The organism is Klebsiella sp. RC2 (assembly GCF_014192815.1).
Classification (GTDB): Bacteria; Pseudomonadota; Gammaproteobacteria; order Enterobacterales; family Enterobacteriaceae; genus Klebsiella; species Klebsiella variicola.
Genome location: NZ_JACHYL010000002.1, coordinates 394,990 through 411,768, shown reverse-complemented (window position 1 = coordinate 411,768; position 16,779 = coordinate 394,990). Strand labels below are relative to the sequence as shown.

16 protein-coding genes are annotated in these 16,779 nt (G+C 59.6%); 11 read left to right on the top strand and 5 right to left on the bottom strand.

Annotation, left to right across the window (positions count from 1 at the left end; translation table 11 throughout):
* Nucleotides 1-6: 6 nt before the first annotated feature.
* From kdpB to kdpF, 3 genes are read right to left on the bottom strand one after another with little or no spacing between them, the layout of a single operon-like run.
* The gene (gene kdpB / locus FHW76_RS06855) at nt 7-2,055 is read right to left on the bottom strand and encodes a potassium-transporting ATPase subunit KdpB (protein ID WP_008805672.1); all 2,049 of its coding nucleotides are present in this window, start codon (nt 2,053-2,055) and stop codon (nt 7-9) included.
* A gap of 20 nt (nt 2,056-2,075) precedes the next feature.
* Nucleotides 2,076-3,755 (bottom strand): potassium-transporting ATPase subunit KdpA, encoded by a 1,680-nt coding sequence (gene kdpA, locus FHW76_RS06850; RefSeq protein WP_008805673.1) that lies wholly within the window; start codon nt 3,753-3,755, stop codon nt 2,076-2,078.
* The gene (gene kdpF / locus FHW76_RS26565; RefSeq protein ID WP_020323459.1) at nt 3,755-3,844 is read right to left on the bottom strand and encodes a K(+)-transporting ATPase subunit F; all 90 of its coding nucleotides are present in this window, start codon (nt 3,842-3,844) and stop codon (nt 3,755-3,757) included. Before kdpF ends, kdpA begins: the two co-directional genes overlap by 1 nt.
* Nucleotides 3,845-4,151: 307 nt before the next feature.
* Here kdpF and FHW76_RS06840 point away from each other — a divergent pair, with 307 nt between their 5' ends.
* Together FHW76_RS06840 and phrB are read left to right on the top strand one after the other, a co-directional pair.
* On the top strand, nt 4,152-4,361 hold the full coding sequence (locus FHW76_RS06840; RefSeq protein ID WP_004142243.1) for a DUF2517 family protein: 210 nt from the start codon (nt 4,152-4,154) through the stop codon (nt 4,359-4,361).
* Between the two features lie 184 nt (nt 4,362-4,545).
* Nucleotides 4,546-5,988, top strand: coding sequence for a deoxyribodipyrimidine photo-lyase (phrB, locus tag FHW76_RS06835; RefSeq protein WP_032729677.1), 1,443 nt, complete (start codon nt 4,546-4,548; stop codon nt 5,986-5,988).
* Here the strand turns inward: phrB and FHW76_RS06830 are convergent.
* Nucleotides 5,960-7,438 (bottom strand): MFS transporter, encoded by a 1,479-nt coding sequence (locus FHW76_RS06830; protein WP_032729679.1) that lies wholly within the window; start codon nt 7,436-7,438, stop codon nt 5,960-5,962. The genes phrB and FHW76_RS06830 overlap by 29 nt on opposite strands.
* Nucleotides 7,439-7,706: 268 nt before the next feature.
* On the opposite strand from FHW76_RS06830, the gene FHW76_RS06825 reads away from it, so the two are divergent.
* Genes FHW76_RS06825 through nei form a run of 6 tightly spaced genes read left to right on the top strand, consistent with a single transcriptional unit; the run spans nt 7,707 to nt 12,270 of the window.
* Complete coding sequence (locus tag FHW76_RS06825; protein WP_008805677.1) at nt 7,707-8,450, top strand: type 2 GTP cyclohydrolase I; 744 nt, start codon at nt 7,707-7,709, stop codon at nt 8,448-8,450.
* 14 nt (nt 8,451-8,464) lie between these two features.
* Nucleotides 8,465-9,121, top strand: coding sequence for a 5-oxoprolinase subunit PxpB (gene pxpB / locus FHW76_RS06820; protein WP_012542432.1), 657 nt, complete (start codon nt 8,465-8,467; stop codon nt 9,119-9,121).
* On the top strand, nt 9,115-10,047 hold the full coding sequence (pxpC, locus tag FHW76_RS06815) for a 5-oxoprolinase subunit PxpC (protein WP_012542431.1): 933 nt from the start codon (nt 9,115-9,117) through the stop codon (nt 10,045-10,047). The genes pxpB and pxpC overlap by 7 nt, the downstream gene beginning before the upstream one ends.
* Complete coding sequence (gene pxpA, locus FHW76_RS06810; protein WP_012542430.1) at nt 10,037-10,789, top strand: 5-oxoprolinase subunit PxpA; 753 nt, start codon at nt 10,037-10,039, stop codon at nt 10,787-10,789. The genes pxpC and pxpA overlap by 11 nt, the downstream gene beginning before the upstream one ends.
* Before the next feature lie 29 nt (nt 10,790-10,818).
* Nucleotides 10,819-11,463 (top strand): pyroglutamyl-peptidase I, encoded by a 645-nt coding sequence (gene pcp, locus FHW76_RS06805; RefSeq protein ID WP_012542429.1) that lies wholly within the window; start codon nt 10,819-10,821, stop codon nt 11,461-11,463.
* A gap of 15 nt (nt 11,464-11,478) precedes the next feature.
* Nucleotides 11,479-12,270, top strand: coding sequence for an endonuclease VIII (nei, locus tag FHW76_RS06800; RefSeq protein ID WP_008805682.1), 792 nt, complete (start codon nt 11,479-11,481; stop codon nt 12,268-12,270).
* Nucleotides 12,271-12,336: 66 nt separating this feature from the next.
* Here the strand turns inward: nei and gltA are convergent, their stop codons facing one another.
* Entirely contained in the window at nt 12,337-13,620 is a 1,284-nt protein-coding gene (gene gltA / locus FHW76_RS06795) for a citrate synthase (RefSeq protein ID WP_008805683.1), read from the bottom strand.
* 640 nt (nt 13,621-14,260) lie between these two features.
* Here gltA and sdhC point away from each other — a divergent pair.
* The 3 genes from sdhC to sdhA are packed head-to-tail and all read left to right on the top strand — an operon-like array spanning nt 14,261 to nt 16,772.
* Entirely contained in the window at nt 14,261-14,665 is a 405-nt protein-coding gene (gene sdhC, locus FHW76_RS06790) for a succinate dehydrogenase cytochrome b556 subunit (RefSeq protein WP_004142216.1), read from the top strand.
* Complete coding sequence (sdhD, locus tag FHW76_RS06785; protein ID WP_002894949.1) at nt 14,659-15,006, top strand: succinate dehydrogenase membrane anchor subunit; 348 nt, start codon at nt 14,659-14,661, stop codon at nt 15,004-15,006. Before sdhC ends, sdhD begins: the two co-directional genes overlap by 7 nt.
* Nucleotides 15,006-16,772, top strand: a complete 1,767-nt coding sequence (gene sdhA, locus FHW76_RS06780) for a succinate dehydrogenase flavoprotein subunit (protein WP_008805685.1) — start codon at nt 15,006-15,008, stop codon at nt 16,770-16,772. Before sdhD ends, sdhA begins: the two co-directional genes overlap by 1 nt.
* The last annotated feature ends 7 nt before the right edge of the window (nt 16,773-16,779 follow it).

Here is a 16,779-nt window from a genome sequence, read left to right as displayed (position 1 = left end):
TTTTCCTCACACCAGACCGCTCAGGGTCAGCAGCAGGTCGATGGCTTTAATACCGATAAAGGGCACCAGCAGACCGCCGAGGCCGTAGATCCACAGGTTGCGGCGCAGCATCGCCGAGGCGGAGAGTGGGCGATAGCTCACGCCTTTCAGGGCCAGCGGGATCAGGAAGACGATGATCAGCGCGTTAAAGATAACGGCGCTGAGGATCGCTGACGACGGTGAATGCAGGCCCATCACGTTCAGCATGGCCAGCTGGGGATAGACCGCGGCAAATGCCGCCGGAATAATGGCGAAATATTTCGCCACGTCGTTGGCAATACTGAAGGTAGTCAGCGAGCCGCGCGTCATTAACATCTGTTTGCCGATATGGACCACCTCAATCAGCTTGGTGGGGTTGGAATCCAGGTCGACCATGTTGCCTGCTTCCTTCGCCGCCTGGGTGCCGGAGTTCATGGCCACCGCCACGTCGGCCTGAGCCAGCGCGGGCGCATCGTTGGTGCCGTCGCCGGTCATCGCCACCAGCCGACCTTCCGACTGATACTGGCGGATCAACGCCAGCTTGGCTTCCGGCGTCGCTTCGGCGAGGAAATCATCGACCCCGGCCTCGGCGGCGATCGCCGCGGCGGTCAGGCGGTTATCGCCGGTGATCATCACCGTTTTAATGCCCATTTTGCGCAGCTGGGCGAAACGTTCTTTGATACCGCCTTTAACGATATCTTTGAGCGAAATAATCCCCAGCACCTTTTCCCCTTCGGCGACCACCAGCGGCGTGGCCCCCTGGCGGGCGACCTCTTCCACCTGCTTATCGACATCGGCAGGGAAGTGGCCTCCATTGGCCTCCACGTGGCGGCGAATGGCGTCCACCGACCCTTTGCGGATCATGCGTTGATCGATATTGATGCCGCTCATCCGCGTTTGCGCGGTAAAAGGGACAAAGGTGGCGTGCAGCGACTGCAGATCGCGTTCGCGCAGGTTAAAGCGCTGTTTCGCCAGCACCACGATGCTGCGCCCCTCAGGGGTTTCATCCGCCAGCGAGGAGAGCTGGGCGGCGTCGGCGAGGGTTCGCTCTTCCACGCCGCGCGCCGGCAGGAAGGCGGAAGCCTGACGGTTGCCGAGGGTAATGGTCCCGGTTTTATCCAGCAGCAGGACATCGACGTCGCCAGCGGCCTCCACCGCGCGGCCACTGGTGGCGATGACGTTGGCGCCGAGCATACGACTCATCCCGGCGACGCCGATGGCCGACAGCAGCCCGCCGATGGTGGTCGGGATCAGGCACACCAGCAGGGCGACCAGCACGGTAACGCTGACCGCATTGCCGCTCCACGCCGAGAAGGGCCAGATGGTGGCGGTGGCCAGCAGGAACACCAGCGTCAGGGCGATCAGCAGGATCGTCAGGGCGATCTCGTTCGGCGTTTTACGGCGCTGGGCGCCTTCCACCATGGCGATCATCCGGTCGAGGAAGGTTTCTCCCGGGTTCACGCTGCAGCGGATCACCAGCCAGTCGGAGAGAATGCGTGTCCCGCCGGTCACCGAGGCAAAATCGCCACCGGATTCACGGATCACCGGGGCAGACTCGCCGGTAATGGCGCTTTCGTCCACCGAGGCGCCGCCTTCGATGACTTCGCCATCGCAGGGGATAATATCCCCGGCTTCCACCAGCACCACGTCGCCTTTGCGCAGGTCTTCCGCCGGCACGTGGTCGACCGTCGCGTCATGCTGCGGGGCGCGCAGTTTGCGGGCGAAGGCCGTTTTTTTCACCCCTTTCAGGCTGTTGGCCTGGGCTTTGCTGCGGCCTTCCGCCATCGCTTCGGCAAAGTTAGCGAACAGCACGGTAAACCACAGCCAGATGCTGACGGCGGCGGTAAATGTGGCGCTACCGGTCAGGGCGCCGCCAGCCATGGCGATCGCCAGCAGGGTGGTTAACAGACTGCCCACCCAGACGATAAACATCACCGGATTGCGCCATTGCACCATCGGGCTGAGTTTTTTCACGGCATCCAGCAGCGCTTGGCGCACCAGCGTCGGCTCCAGCAGGGCTAATTGTTTGCGACTCATAACAGGGTGCTCCGCATCGCTCAAAGTAAGGAAAAGTGTTCAGCCAGCGGGCCAAGCGCCAGCGCAGGAATAAAGGTCAGGGCGCCCACCAGCAGCACGGTGCCGATCAGTAAACCGATAAACAGGGCGTCGTGGGTGGCCAGGGTGCCGGGGCTGGCCGGTTGAATTTTCTTCGCCACCAGCGAGCCGGCGATGGCCATCACCGGAATGATGACGGCGAAGCGGCCGACCAGCATGCAGAACGCCAGCAGCAGGTTCCAGAACGGCGTCGCCGCACCCAGGCCAGCGAAGGCGCTGCCGTTGTTATTGGCCGCCGAGGTGACGGCGTACAGCACTTCGCTAAAGCCGTGCGGTCCAGGGTTGAACATCCCGGCGCGGCCGGCGTCGGTCATCATCGCCAGCGCCGTGCCAAGCAGCACCAGCGTCGGGGTGACCAGAATGGCGAGGGCGATCATTTTCATTTCCCGGACATCGATTTTCTTCCCGAGATACTCCGGAGTGCGGCCGACCATCAGCCCGGCGATAAATACCGCCAGCATAACGAACAGCAGCATGCCGTACAGGCCCGAACCGACGCCGCCGAACACCACTTCGCCAATCTGCATCAGCCACATCGGCACCATGCCGCCCAGCGCGGTGAAGGAGTCATGCATGGCATTGACCGCGCCGCAGGAGGCGGCAGTGGTGATCACCGCGAACAGACTGCTGGCGAGAATACCGAAGCGACTCTCTTTACCTTCCATATTCAGGCTACTGTCAGCGCCCAGCGTCAGCAGGTGGGGGTTGCCGCGAGTTTCCGCCCACATCACCACGGCGACGCAGAGGATAAAGATCAGCGTCATTGCCCACAGGATGGCGCGCCCCTGGCGGCGATCGCTCACTACCTCGCCGAAGGCGAAGCACAGTGCTGCCGGGATCAGGAAGATTGCCAGCATCTGCACGAGATTGGTCAGCGCGGTCGGGTTTTCAAACGGGTGAGCGGAGTTGGCGTTAAAGAAACCGCCGCCGTTGGTGCCCAGCAGCTTAATCGCTTCCTGCGAGGCGACAGGCCCCATCGGCAACAGCTGGTGCGCCCCTTCGAGGGTGGTAAAGGGCTGGTAGGCCAGCAGATTCTGCGGCACACCCTGCTGAATAAAGAACAGGGCCACCAGCAGGGAGAGCGGCAGCAGCAGCCACAGGGTAATGCGCGTCAGGTCGACCCAGGCATTGCCAAGGGCGGACATTTTCTGCCGGGCGAAGGCGCGGGTCAGGGCGAATACCACGGCGATCCCGGTGGCGGCAGAGAGGAAATTCTGCACCGTCAGGCCGACCATCTGGCTGAGATAGCTCATGGTGCTTTCGCCGGCGTAAGCCTGCCAGTTGGTATTACTGACAAAGCTGACCGCCGTGTTGAGCGCCAGATCCCATGACAATCCCGGCAGATGCTGCGGGTTAAACGGCAACACGCCCTGGAGCATCAGCAGGGCAAACAGGGCCAGGCCGCCGAGGGCGTTAAACAGCAGGATCGCCAGCAAATACTGCAGCCAGCCCATCTCCTCGGCGCGGATCCCGGCCACGCGCCACAGGACGCGCTCGACGCCGGCCAGGCCGGGAAGCGGGATATCGTTCACCATCCTCGCCAGACACGTCCCCAGCGGGCGCGCCAGCACCAGCAACACCAGCAGGTAGCTGGCTAATAATAAAAATCCCTGGGCAGCCATCAGAATGCCTCCGCGTGTATCAAGGCATAAACCAGATAAGCCAGTAACAGGAACACCAGCCCAACGCCAGTGAGTACGCCTGCAGTCACAATCCACCTCCGGGTGTCTTTTTTGATTTACCGGGAGAATAGAAATTACGGCGCAAAGATTTCGCAAAAATCGGCGGGCGCGGTGTAAAAAAAGTATAAAAATGACAAAGGCACAATTTAACTGATGGTTAGTATTAATTTAACTTTTTTGTAACTAATTTACGTGGTGAATGTAAATTAAGTATAAATACGTGCTTTTTAGTGGTCGGATGAGTAGTAAAATTACAACCAGAGCGGTATTATTTTGCTCAGACAAACATGATTAATTTTACCGGCGCTGCTTGCCGGCCTGACAAAGGGGAGAGAAATGATGGCGTTGTACAAAGCTTATCCTGCTCATATTATTTTGCTGCGTCGTGCTTTCGCCGTCGTGGCTGGCGTCGCGGCGCTGCCGGTGATGCTGTTCTGGAAAGATCGCGCCCGCTATTACAGCTGGCTGCACCGGGTGTGGTCGAAAACCAGCGAGCAGCCGGTGTGGATGGCGCAGGCGGAAAAAGCCGCTCACGATTTCTATTAATCCGTCCTGCTGCGACGAAGACAAGAAAACCGCCGGTTGCCCCCGGCGGTTTTTTTTCGTCGCTTGTCTACACTCGTTTTCATGCACCGCAGTGGAATTGGCAGGTGCTTATTTTGCCGGAGCGCGCTATTTTTTCCGGCTTATATCATGAGATGAGTTTTGCTGACGGATATCGAGGAGTTATATGGCCACCCATCTGGTCTGGTTACGCACGGATTTACGCATTCACGATAACCTGGCGCTGGCCGCCGCCTGCCGGGATCCGCAGGCGCAGGTGCTGGCGCTGTATATCGCCACCCCGGGGCAGTGGCGTGAGCATCACCTGGCGCCGCGGCAGGCCGCGTTTATCGTCAGCCATTTGCACAGTCTGCACACCGCGCTGGCGGAACGGGGCATACCGCTGTGGGTCGAAGAGGCGGATGATTTTACCGCCAGCGTCGAACGGCTGGCCCATTTCTGCCAGCAGCACCAGGTCAGTCACCTGTTCTACAACTATCAGTACGAATTCAATGAACGTCAGCGCGATGCCGCCGTTGAGAACACCTTGCGCGATGTCATTTGCCAGGGCTTTGACGACAGCGTCCTGTTGCCGCCCGGCAGCGTCATGACCGGCAGCGGCGAAATGTATAAAGTTTTCACGCCGTTTAAGAATGCGTTTATTCGCCGTCTGCGGGACGGGCTCCCGGCGTGCGTGGCGGCGCCGAAGCCGCGCCAGGCGCCTGCCCGCCAGGCGCCGCCGCTGCCTGAGCTCAACTACCCGCAAACGCCGTTCGATGGGCTGCTGTTTGCCGCGGATGAAAAAACGGCGCTGGCGCGGCTGCGCGCGTTTTGTCAGCAACCGGCGGCGGAGTATGAGGGGCAGCGTGACTTCCCCGCCGTGGAAGGGACCAGTCGCCTGTCGCCCTGCCTGGCTACCGGGGTGTTGTCACCGCGCCAGTGCCTGCATCGTCTGCTGACGGAACACCCCGCCGCGCTGGACGGCGGGGCAGGCGCAACCTGGCTTAATGAGCTGATCTGGCGCGAGTTTTACCGCCATCTGATGGTCTACTATCCGAAACTCTGTAAAGGACGCCCGTTTATCGCATGGACTGATAAGGTCGCCTGGCGTGAAGATGACGCCGCCCTGCAGGCCTGGCAGCGCGGGGAGACCGGCTTTCCGATAGTCGATGCCGCGATGCGCCAGCTTAACGCCACCGGCTGGATGCATAACCGGTTGCGCATGATTGTCGCCAGCTTCCTGACGAAAGATCTGCGCCTCGACTGGCGGGCAGGGGAGCGCTACTTCATGAGTCAACTGATTGATGGCGACCTGGCGGCGAACAACGGCGGCTGGCAGTGGGCGGCCTCGACAGGCACCGACGCCGCGCCCTATTTCCGCATATTTAACCCCACCACCCAGGGCGAGAAGTTTGATAAGCAGGGGGTGTTTATGCGTCGCTGGCTGCCTGAGCTGGCAAAGGTGCCGGAGAAGGCGCTGCATCAGCCGTGGGCGTGGGCGGATAAACAGGGGATCAAACTGGATTATCCGCGCCCGATAGTCGATCACAAACAGGCGCGGCAGGAGACGCTGGCGGCCTGGGAGGCCGCCAGAAAAGGAATTACTCCACCGCCAGACGGCCGGTCCTGACCTTCAGCGAGTGATACAGCCAGATGACCAGCACCACGCCGACACAGGCCAGCGCGCCCCAGGTGATCTGGCTGAAGACCTTGATGTAGGCGTCAATGGAGTAGTTCACTGCCCCGGCGGCGTCGAAGGACGCCTGCGAGGTCTGGTCGGCGATGACGCCGGCCAGATAGTTGGCGATGGCCCCGGAGAGCAGCATATAGATACCGGTCAGCACCCCGGTGACCCCCGGGATCTCAATGCGGGTGATTTGCGACATGGCGACCGGGTCGATAAACAGTTCGGCAAAACCCATCACCGCCAGCCCCAGCACCATCAGCGGCATGGACGACTGGCCATAGGCCGCGGACCAGCGGGCGCTGAGGGTCAGGATGCAGAACCCGGCGCTCATCAGGCCCAGACCGAGGGCAAATTTCCCCCAGATGCGCACGGTGCGATTGCCACCGACGCTCTCTTTCACCAGCCACGCCAGCACCATCCCGCAGAGCATCACCGCGAAGGCGTTGACCGACTGGAACATGGCGGTAGGGACTTCGTAGCTCATGATATGGCGATTAACGAAGCGGTCAATATACAGGCTGATGGAGCTCCCGCCCTGCTGGGCGAAGGCCCAGAACAGCAGGCTAAACGCGGTGAGGACGACGATCAGGCGCAGATCCTTACGCTGTTTATCGGTTTCAGCGCGCAGGTAGATCCGCGCCAGCACCGCCAGGCCGATAACGGTGGCCACGATCAGGGCATACACTGACCACTCCTGCCAGAACAGCACGGCGATCAGCAACGGGGCGGTAACCAGCAGCACCAGCAGCCAGCCCCAGTTCGGCAGCAGGAAGCGGCGCGCGCACAGCGCCTGGCGGTTGACGCCGGCAGTATGCTGGAAGTGACGGTTGCCGCAGAGAAAAATCACCAGTCCCGCCACCATGCCGATGGCCGCCAGGGCAAAGCCCATCGCCCAGCTATACTCCTCCTGTACGTAGCCGCAGGCGATCGGCGCGATAATCGAGCCGATATTGCCCGCGGCATACATCAGCGAGAAGCCGCCGTCGCGACGCGGATCGGCAGGTTCGTAGAGTTCGCCCAGCAGACAGCTGACGTTGGATTTAAACAACCCGTAGCCGCAGACGATGATCGCCAGCGACAGGTAGAGGAAGACTGGGGCGGTTTCGCTGGCTCCGAGCACCAGATGGCCAATGGCCATCAGCAGCGCGCCGAGCATGACCGCCATCCGGTTGCCTAACAGCTTATCGGCCAGATAGCCGCCGAGGATCGGCGTGACATAGACCAGCGAACAGTAGGCGCTGAACAGGGCATAGGCGTGGTTATCGTCATATTTGAGCTGATTGGTGAGATAGAGGATCAGCAGGGCGCGCATGCCGTAGAAGCTAAAATATTCCCAGATTTGCAGCGCCACGACGTAGTAAATCGCCCGCGGTTGCGATGATGTTGTCTTCATGAGAAGTGTGGTTTCCTGGCGTAAAGCGAAAGTCGATCGTTCTGCATGAATAGCGCTTTATTAGTCATATTCATGGCTTGAGGGGCTTTCTGTTTATTTAATATGCTTTATTAATGCATAAATATACACGAATGCGCGATGGGGTGGGTAGACAAAATGCGGGATTAACAAAAAAGTCATGGTCGGTGCCGGTTGTGGACTATCGACGGCCCGAATGGATCTGGTTATGTTATGCCTTTGTATACCCTGATTATCTGCTGGAGTGGCGATGAAAAATAGCGAACTGGAACAACTGATAAACGACAAGCTCAATAGTGCGGCCATCAGTGATTTCGCCCCTAACGGTCTGCAGGTGGAAGGACGTGATACGGTGCAAACGATCGTCACCGGGGTGACGGCCAGCCAGGCGCTGCTGGATGAAGCCGTTCGGCTGCAGGCGGATGCGGTGATCGTCCATCATGGCTATTTCTGGAAAAACGAGTCGCCAGTGATCCGCGGCATGAAGCGCCGCCGCCTGAAGACTCTGCTGGCCAACGATATCAATCTCTACGGCTGGCACCTGCCGCTGGATGCCCACCCGGAGCTGGGCAACAACGCGCAACTGGCGCATCTGCTGGGGATTAACGTGCTGGGTGAAATCGAACCGCTGGTGCCTTGGGGCGAACTGTCGATGCCGGTTTCCGGCCTCGAACTGGCCTCGTGGATCGAAGCGCGGCTGGGGCGCAAGCCGTTATGGTGCGGCGATACCGGGCCGGACACCGTCAGCCGCGTCGCCTGGTGTACCGGCGGCGGCCAGAGCTTTATCGACGCCGCGGCGCGCTTTGGGGTGGATGCGTTTATTACCGGCGAGGTGTCGGAACAAACTATTCACTCTGCCCGCGAACAGGGGCTGCATTTTTATGCCGCCGGCCACCACGCCACCGAGCGGGGCGGCATTCGCGCCCTCAGTGAATGGCTGACGGAAACGACCGACCTGGATGTCACCTTTATTGATATTCCTAACCCTGCCTGACGGGAGAGAGAAAAGTGCAGCGAGCGCGTTGTTATCTGTTAGGAGAAACGGCCGTCGTGCTGGAGCTGGAGCCGCCGGTCACGCTCGAGAGCCAGCAACGGATCTGGGGATTGGCCCAGCGTCTGTCTCACCATGAAGAGGTGGTTGACGCCATTCCCGGCATGAACAATATCACCGTGGTGCTCCGCCGCCCGCAGGAGATGGCGTGGGAGGCGATAGACCGTCTGCAGCGCTGGTGGGAGGAGAGTCTTGCGCTGGAGCCGGAGTCGAGGTCATTAACCATCCCGGTCGTGTACGGCGGCGAGGCCGGGCCGGATCTCGGGGTGGTGGCGCAACACAGCGGCCTGAGTGAAAAACAGGTTGTGGAGCTGCATGCCTCGGTGGAATACCTGGTCTGGTTTATTGGTTTTCAGCCGGGATTCCCCTACCTGGGCGGGCTGCCGCCGGCGCTGGCGACCCCGCGTCGCGCCGAACCGCGCGTGCGGGTCCCGGCCGGATCGGTGGGCATTGGCGGCGCGCAAACCGGCATCTATCCGCTGGCGACGCCCGGCGGCTGGCAGCTGCTGGGGCGGACCGCGTTGACGCTGTTTGACCCGGCGCGTAAGGAGCCTGCGCTGTTGCGCGTGGGCGATAAAATTCGCTTTGTGCCGCAAAAGGAGGGGGTATGTTAACCCTGATCCGCGCCGGTCTGTACACCTCGGTACAGGACGGTGGACGAGAAGGCCTGCGCCAGTCTGGCATCAGCCGCTGCGGCGCTCTGGATTATCCCTCGCTGGTGATTGCCAATCTGCTGGTTGGCAACGAGGCGAACGCCGCCGGGCTGGAGATTACCCTCGGTCAGGTGGAGATCGAATTTGCCCGCAGCGGCTGGTTCGCGCTGACCGGCGCCGCCTGCGAAGCGACGCTGGACGGCAAAGCGGTCTGGGTGGGCTGGCGCACCGCCTACCGGGCCGGGCAACGGTTGGTGCTGAAAACGCCGCAGCATGGCATCCGCAGCTATCTGGCGGTGGCGGGCGGGGTCGCGGTCCCGGTGGTGCTTGGCTCGCGCAGCACGGATCTTAAGGCGGGGATTGGCGGTCTGGAAGGACGCCGCCTGCAGGATGGCGATCAGCTGAAGCTCGGGAAAGCCGCTCGGCGCTTTACCACCTCGCGCGGTGTCAAGCAGCTGCCGCTGGGCAACCGCATTCGCGCGCTGCCGGGCCCGGAGTATCATGAGTTTGATGCGGCCTCGCAGGCGTCGTTCTGGCGCTCCCCCTGGCAGCTCAGTCCGCAGAGCAATCGCATGGGCTACCGCCTGCAGGGGCAGCCGTTGAAACGGATCACCGATCGCGAGATGCTGTCGCACGGTCTGCTGCCGGGCGTAGTGCAGGTGCCGCATAACGGCCAGCCCATCGTCCTGATGAACGATGCGCAAACCACCGGCGGCTATCCGCGCATCGCCTGCATTATTGAGGCTGATATGTACCAGCTGGCGCAGATCCCGCTGGGGCAGCCGATCCACTTTGTCGCCTGCTCGCTGGAGGAGGCCTTAAAAGCACGGGCCGATCGCCAGCGTTATCTTGAACAACTGGCCTGGAGACTCCACGATGATGATTGATCTCAATGCCGATCTCGGGGAAGGGGGCGCGAACGATAGCGCGCTGCTCCAGCTGGTCTCGTCGGCGAATATCGCCTGCGGCTTTCATGCCGGCGACGCCGGACTGATGGTGCAGAGCGTACGCGAGGCGCTGAAGTACGGCGTGGCGGTGGGCGCCCATCCGGGATATCCCGACCGGGAAAATTTTGGCCGTACGGCGATGGATCTGCCGCCGGAAACGGTCTATGCCCAGATGCTGTATCAGATTGGCGCCCTGGCGGCGATCGTTCAGGCGCAGGGCGGCGAGCTACAGCATGTGAAGCCGCACGGCATGCTTTATAACCAGGCGGCCAAGTCGCCGCCGCTGGCGGACGCGATCGCCCGCGCTATCCGTGATGTTAACCCGAAGCTGGTGCTGGTGGGGCTGGCGGGCAGCGAACTGATCCGCGCCGGGCAGCACTATGGTCTGACGACGCGCCAGGAGGTGTTTGCCGACCGCGGCTACCTGGCCGACGGTAGCCTGGTGCCGCGCAGCCAGCCCGGCGCGCTGATCGACAGCGAAGAGCAGGCTCTGGCGCAAACCCTCGAGATGGTGCAGCACCACCGGGTGCGCAGCATCAGCGGTGAGTGGGCGAACGTGGTGGCGCAGACGGTGTGTCTGCACGGCGATGGCCCGCACGCGCTGGATTTTGCCCGCCGTCTGCGGGCGGCCTTTGCCGGGCGCCATATTCTGGTCAGCGCGCAACTGGACGCTGAAGCGTGACAACCTGAATGACCGCGAAGGAGAGGATGATGGCGGGAGTATTGCTCACCGGTTTTGAACCCTTTGATGGCGAAACGGTTAACCCTTCATGGGAAGTGGTGAAGCAGCTGGACGGGACGATGATTGCCGGGCAGCCGGTGATCGCCCGCCAGCTCCCCTGTGTGTTTGGCGAGGCGCTGTCGGTGCTTTACGCGGCGATAGAAGACCTGCAGCCGAGGCTGGTCATTGCCGTGGGGCAGGCCGGCGGTCGCGTCGATATCAGCGTTGAACGTGTGGCTATCAACGTCGATGATGCGCGCATTCCCGATAACAAAGGCCAGCAGCCTGTCGACACGCCGATCGTCGACGGGGGGCCGGCGGCGTGGTTCAGTACCTTACCGATCAAAGCGATCGTCAGCGCGTTGCGCGATCGCGGGATCCCGGCTTCGGTCTCCCAAACCGCCGGCACCTTCGTCTGCAATCACGTGATGTATGGTTTGCTACATAAGCTGCAGGAGCAGGCTGGCGTCAGGGGCGGCTTTATCCATATTCCATGGCTACCGGCGCAGGCGGCGGCCCATCCCGGCGAGCCGAGTATGGCGACCGCCACCGTGCGGGAAGCGCTGGAAACGGCCATTGCCGTGGCGCTGCGCCAGTCGGTGGATAGTAAACTGGGCGGCGGCGCCACCCATTAACAGAAGGATGACAGTATGCCGGAAGGTCCGGAGATCCGCCGCGCGGCGGATAAACTGGAGGCGGCAATCAAAGGCGAACCCTTAACCGATGCCTGGTTCGCCTTTCCGCAGTTGCAACCCTATCAAAGCCTGTTGATTGGCCAGCGGGTGACCCATATCGCCACCCGCGGCAAGGCCCTGTTAACACACTTCTCCGGCGGGCTGACCCTGTACAGCCATAATCAGCTGTACGGTGTCTGGCGCGTGGTCGATGCCGGGGAACAGCCCGCCTCTAACCGGGTGCTGCGCGTCAGGCTGCAGACCGCCCGCAAGGCGATTCTGCTTTACAGCGCCTCGGACATCGAGATGCTCACGGCGGAGCAGGTTGCCCATCACCCGTTTTTACTGCGCGTGGGGCCAGATGTGCTGGATATGACGTTAACCGTGGAGGAGGTGAAAGCGCGGCTGCTGTCGGCCAAATTCCGCCATCGTCAGTTTTCCGGCCTGCTGCTGGATCAGGCTTTTCTGGCCGGGCTCGGTAACTATCTGCGGGTGGAGATCCTCTGGCAGGTGGGATTAAGCGGAAAGCGTAAAGCCGCTGAACTGAGCGATAGTCAGCTGGATGCGCTGGCGCACGCGCTGCTGGCTATTCCGCGGTTGTCGTATCACACCCGCGGCCAGGCCGATGACAACAAGCATCACGGCGCGCTGTTTCGCTTTAAGGTCTTCCATCGCGACGGGGAAAGGTGCGAGCGCTGTGGGGGCGTGATTGAGAAGACGACACTCTCCTCGCGGCCGTTTTACTGGTGTCCCGGATGCCAGCATTAAGCCCGGCAGTCAGGCAGATAAAAAAACGCGCCAGGTGGCGCGTTTTTTTTCATCCGGACGGCAAGATTAGCGCTTAATGTCGGACTGGTAATCGCGTTTGGTGTAGCCAGTGTACAGCTGACGCGGACGGGCGATCTTCATGCCATCGCTGTGCATTTCGTTCCAGTGCGCAATCCAGCCCACGGTACGCGCCATGGCGAAGATAACGGTAAACATGGAGGACGGAATACCCATCGCTTTCAGGATGATACCGGAGTAGAAGTCGACGTTCGGGTAGAGTTTCTTCTCGATGAAGTACGGGTCGTTCAGCGCGATATGCTCCAGCTCCATGGCTACCTGCAGCAGATCGTCTTTGGTGCCCAGCTCTTTCAGCACTTCATGGCAGGTTTCACGCATCACGGTGGCGCGCGGGTCGTAGTTTTTGTAAACACGATGGCCGAAGCCCATCAGGCGGAAAGAGTCATTCTTGTCTTTCGCACGACGAACAAATTCCGGAATGTGCTCAACGGAGCTGATCTCTTCCAGCATCTTCAGCGCCGCTTCGTTGGCGCCGCCGTGCGCCGGTCCCCACAGGGAGGCGATGCCAGCAGCGATACAGGCGAACGGGTTAGCGCCGGAGGAGCCGGCGGTACGTACCGTCGAGGTCGACGCGTTCTGCTCGTGATCGGCGTGCAGGATCAGAATACGATCCATCGCGCGTTCAAGCACCGGATTGACTTCATACTCTTCGCACGGTGTCGCGAACATCATGCGCAGGAAGTTGCCGGCGTAGGAGAGGTCGTTGCGCGGATAAACAAACGGCTGGCCGATAGAATACTTGTAACACATGGCTGCCATGGTTGGCATTTTGGACAGCAGACGGTAGGCAGCAATCTCGCGGTGACGTGGGTTATTCACGTCGAGGGAGTCATGATAGAACGCCGCCAGGGCGCCGGTGATCCCGCACATCACGGCCATCGGGTGGGAATCGCGACGGAATGCATGGAACAGACGCGTGATCTGCTCATGAATCATGGTGTGGCGGGTGACGGTGGTTTTGAATTCGTCATATTCGGCCTGAGTCGGTTTTTCACCGTACAGCAGAATATAACATACTTCGAGATAGTTAGATTCGGTCGCTAACTGGTCGATCGGGAAGCCGCGGTGCAGCAGGATCCCCTCGTCACCATCGATAAACGTAATTTTAGATTCACAAGAAGCGGTGGATGTGAAACCTGGGTCAAAAGTAAATACGCCTTTTGAACCAAGACTACGAATATCAATAACATCCTGACCGAGCGTGCCTTTTAGCACATCCAGTTCAATAGCAGTGTCACCACCCAGGGTGATTTTTGCTTTAGCATCAGACATTTATGGTCTCCTTAGCGCCTTTATTGCTTAAGACTGCCGGGTGGTGGATTTGCTTTCGGCCCGCGCCTGCATACGTTACCAGTTTGTTATGTTGCACACAGCTCTGCGTCAGCGAAAAGGGCAGGGTACAGAGCAACGGCGCTTGATGGTACGTCCTTCAGGGCTGCGGTGAAACAACAGCAAATCAGCGTTTTAGCAGTCCGAATATTAAAACCTGTATACCACTAATAACTGTCCTGATTACATCGGTCAATACTGACACACTGTTACATAACTTATTCTCAGGTGAAAGAGTGACCCCATAACTTTTGAGCATTATTGCATTTAACTGGTAATGGTTGTAACAAGAATGTTTAATATTTGTCAAATCAGGTGATTAAAAATTAAAAAAATGTTGTTATCGTGACCTTGATCACTGTTCCGGAGAAAACCCAACAAACTATATGTAGGTTAATTGTAATGATTTTGTGAACGGCCTATACTGCGGCCAGGTCTCCGGAACACCCTGCAATCCCGAGCCACCCAGCGTTGTTTAGTGATGTTTTAATGCCTGAAAAGACGTTTTAACATGACTTCTGGTTATAGAAAGGACGCTGTCTGACCCGCAAGCAGACCGGAGGAAGGAAACAATAAGAACAGCATGTGGGCGTTATTCATGGTAAGAAATGTGAAAAAACAAAGACCTGTCAATCTGGATCTACAAACGATACGGTTCCCAATCACGGCGATAGCGTCCATTCTCCATCGCGTTTCCGGTGTCATCACCTTCGTGGCGGTCGGAATTCTGCTTTGGTTGCTGGGCACCAGCCTTTCCTCCCCTGAAGGTTTTCTGACGGCGGCCTCGATCATGGATAGCTTCTTTGTGAAGTTCATCATGTGGGGCATTCTCACCGCACTGGCCTATCATGTCGTTGTCGGTATCCGCCATCTGATGATGGACTTTGGCTACCTGGACGAAACCCTCGAAGCAGGGAAACGTTCCGCCAAAATCTCTTTTGTTATTACTGTCGTGCTTTCACTTCTCGCAGGAGTCCTCGTATGGTAAGCAACGCCTCAGCACTGGGACGCAACGGCGTACATGACTTTATTCTGGTCCGTGCTACCGCCATCGTTCTGACCCTCTACATCATCTACATGGTTGGCTTCTTCGCCACCACCGGTGAAATCTCATGGGAAGTGTGGACCGGATTCTTTGCCTCCGGCTTCACTAAAGTCTTCACTCTGCTGGCTCTCGTCTCCATTCTCATCCATGCCTGGATCGGGATGTGGCAGGTGTTAACGGACTACGTTAAACCACTGGCTCTGCGCCTGGTTCTGCAACTGGCTATCGTTGTGGCGCTGGTGGCTTACGTTCTTTATGGATTTGTTGTGGTGTGGGGTGTGTAATGAAATTGCCAGTCAGAGAGTTTGATGCTGTTGTTATCGGTGCCGGCGGCGCAGGTATGCGCGCGGCGCTGCAAATTTCCCAGAGCGGACAGACCTGTGCACTGCTCTCCAAAGTGTTCCCTACCCGTTCCCATACCGTATCCGCGCAGGGTGGTATCACCGTCGCGCTCGGTAACTCCCATGAAGATAACTGGGAATGGCATATGTACGACACCGTAAAAGGGTCGGACTATATTGGCGACCAGGACGCCATCGAATATATGTGTAAGACCGGCCCGGAAGCGATTCTTGAGCTGGAACATATGGGCCTGCCGTTCTCCCGTCTTGACGACGGCCGTATTTATCAGCGCCCGTTCGGCGGCCAGTCGAAAAACTTCGGCGGCGAGCAAGCGGCACGCACCGCAGCGGCGGCTGACCGTACCGGCCACGCGCTGTTGCACACCCTGTATCAACAGAACCTGAAAAACCACACCACTATCTTCTCCGAATGGTATGCCCTCGATCTGGTGAAAAACCAGGACGGCGCGGTGGTCGGTTGTACCGCCCTGTGCATCGAGACCGGCGAAGTGGTCTACTTTAAAGCCCGCGCCACCGTGCTGGCGACCGGCGGCGCAGGCCGTATTTATCAGTCCACCACCAACGCCCACATCAACACCGGTGACGGCGTCGGGATGGCCATCCGCGCCGGCGTTCCGGTGCAGGATATGGAAATGTGGCAGTTCCACCCGACCGGCATCGCCGGGGCAGGGGTGCTGGTCACCGAAGGTTGCCGCGGCGAAGGCGGTTACCTGCTGAACAAACACGGCGAGCGCTTTATGGAGCGTTATGCCCCGAACGCCAAAGACCTGGCGGGTCGTGACGTGGTGGCGCGTTCCATCATGATCGAAATTCGCGAAGGCCGCGGCTGCGATGGTCCGTGGGGCCCGCATGCGAAACTGAAACTGGATCACCTGGGTAAAGAGGTTCTGGAATCTCGTCTGCCAGGTATCCTTGAGCTGTCCCGTACCTTTGCTCACGTCGATCCGGTGAAAGAGCCAATCCCGGTTATCCCAACCTGCCACTACATGATGGGCGGTATCCCGACCAAAGTCACCGGTCAGGCGCTGACCGTGAATGAGAAGGGCGAAGACGTGGTGATCCCGGGCCTGTTCGCGGTAGGCGAAATTGCCTGCGTATCGGTCCACGGCGCCAACCGTCTGGGCGGCAACTCGCTGCTCGACCTGGTGGTCTTCGGCCGCGCGGCGGGCCTGCATCTGCAGGAGTCCATCGCCGAGCAGGGCACGCTGCGCGACGCCAGCGAATCGGATGTCGAAGGCTCGCTGGACCGCCTCAATCGCTGGAACAATACCCGCTCCGGCGAAGACCCGGTGGAAATCCGCAAAGCACTGCAGGAATGTATGCAGCACAACTTCTCGGTGTTCCGCGAAGGCGATGCGATGCACAAAGGTCTGGAGCAACTGAAAGTGATCCGCGAGCGCCTGAAAAACGCGCGTCTCGACGATACTTCCAGCGAGTTCAACACCCAGCGCGTCGAGTGCCTGGAGTTGGACAACCTGATGGAGACCGCGTTTGCGACCGCCGTGTCCGCTAACTTCCGTACTGAAAGCCGTGGCGCCCATAGCCGCTTCGACTTCCCGGATCGTGATGATGAAAACTGGCTGTGCCATTCCCTGTATCTGCCAGAGTCGGAATCCATGACGCGTCGTAGCGTCAACATGGAACCGAAACTGCGTCCGGCATTCCCGCCGAAGATTCGTACTTACTAATGCGGAG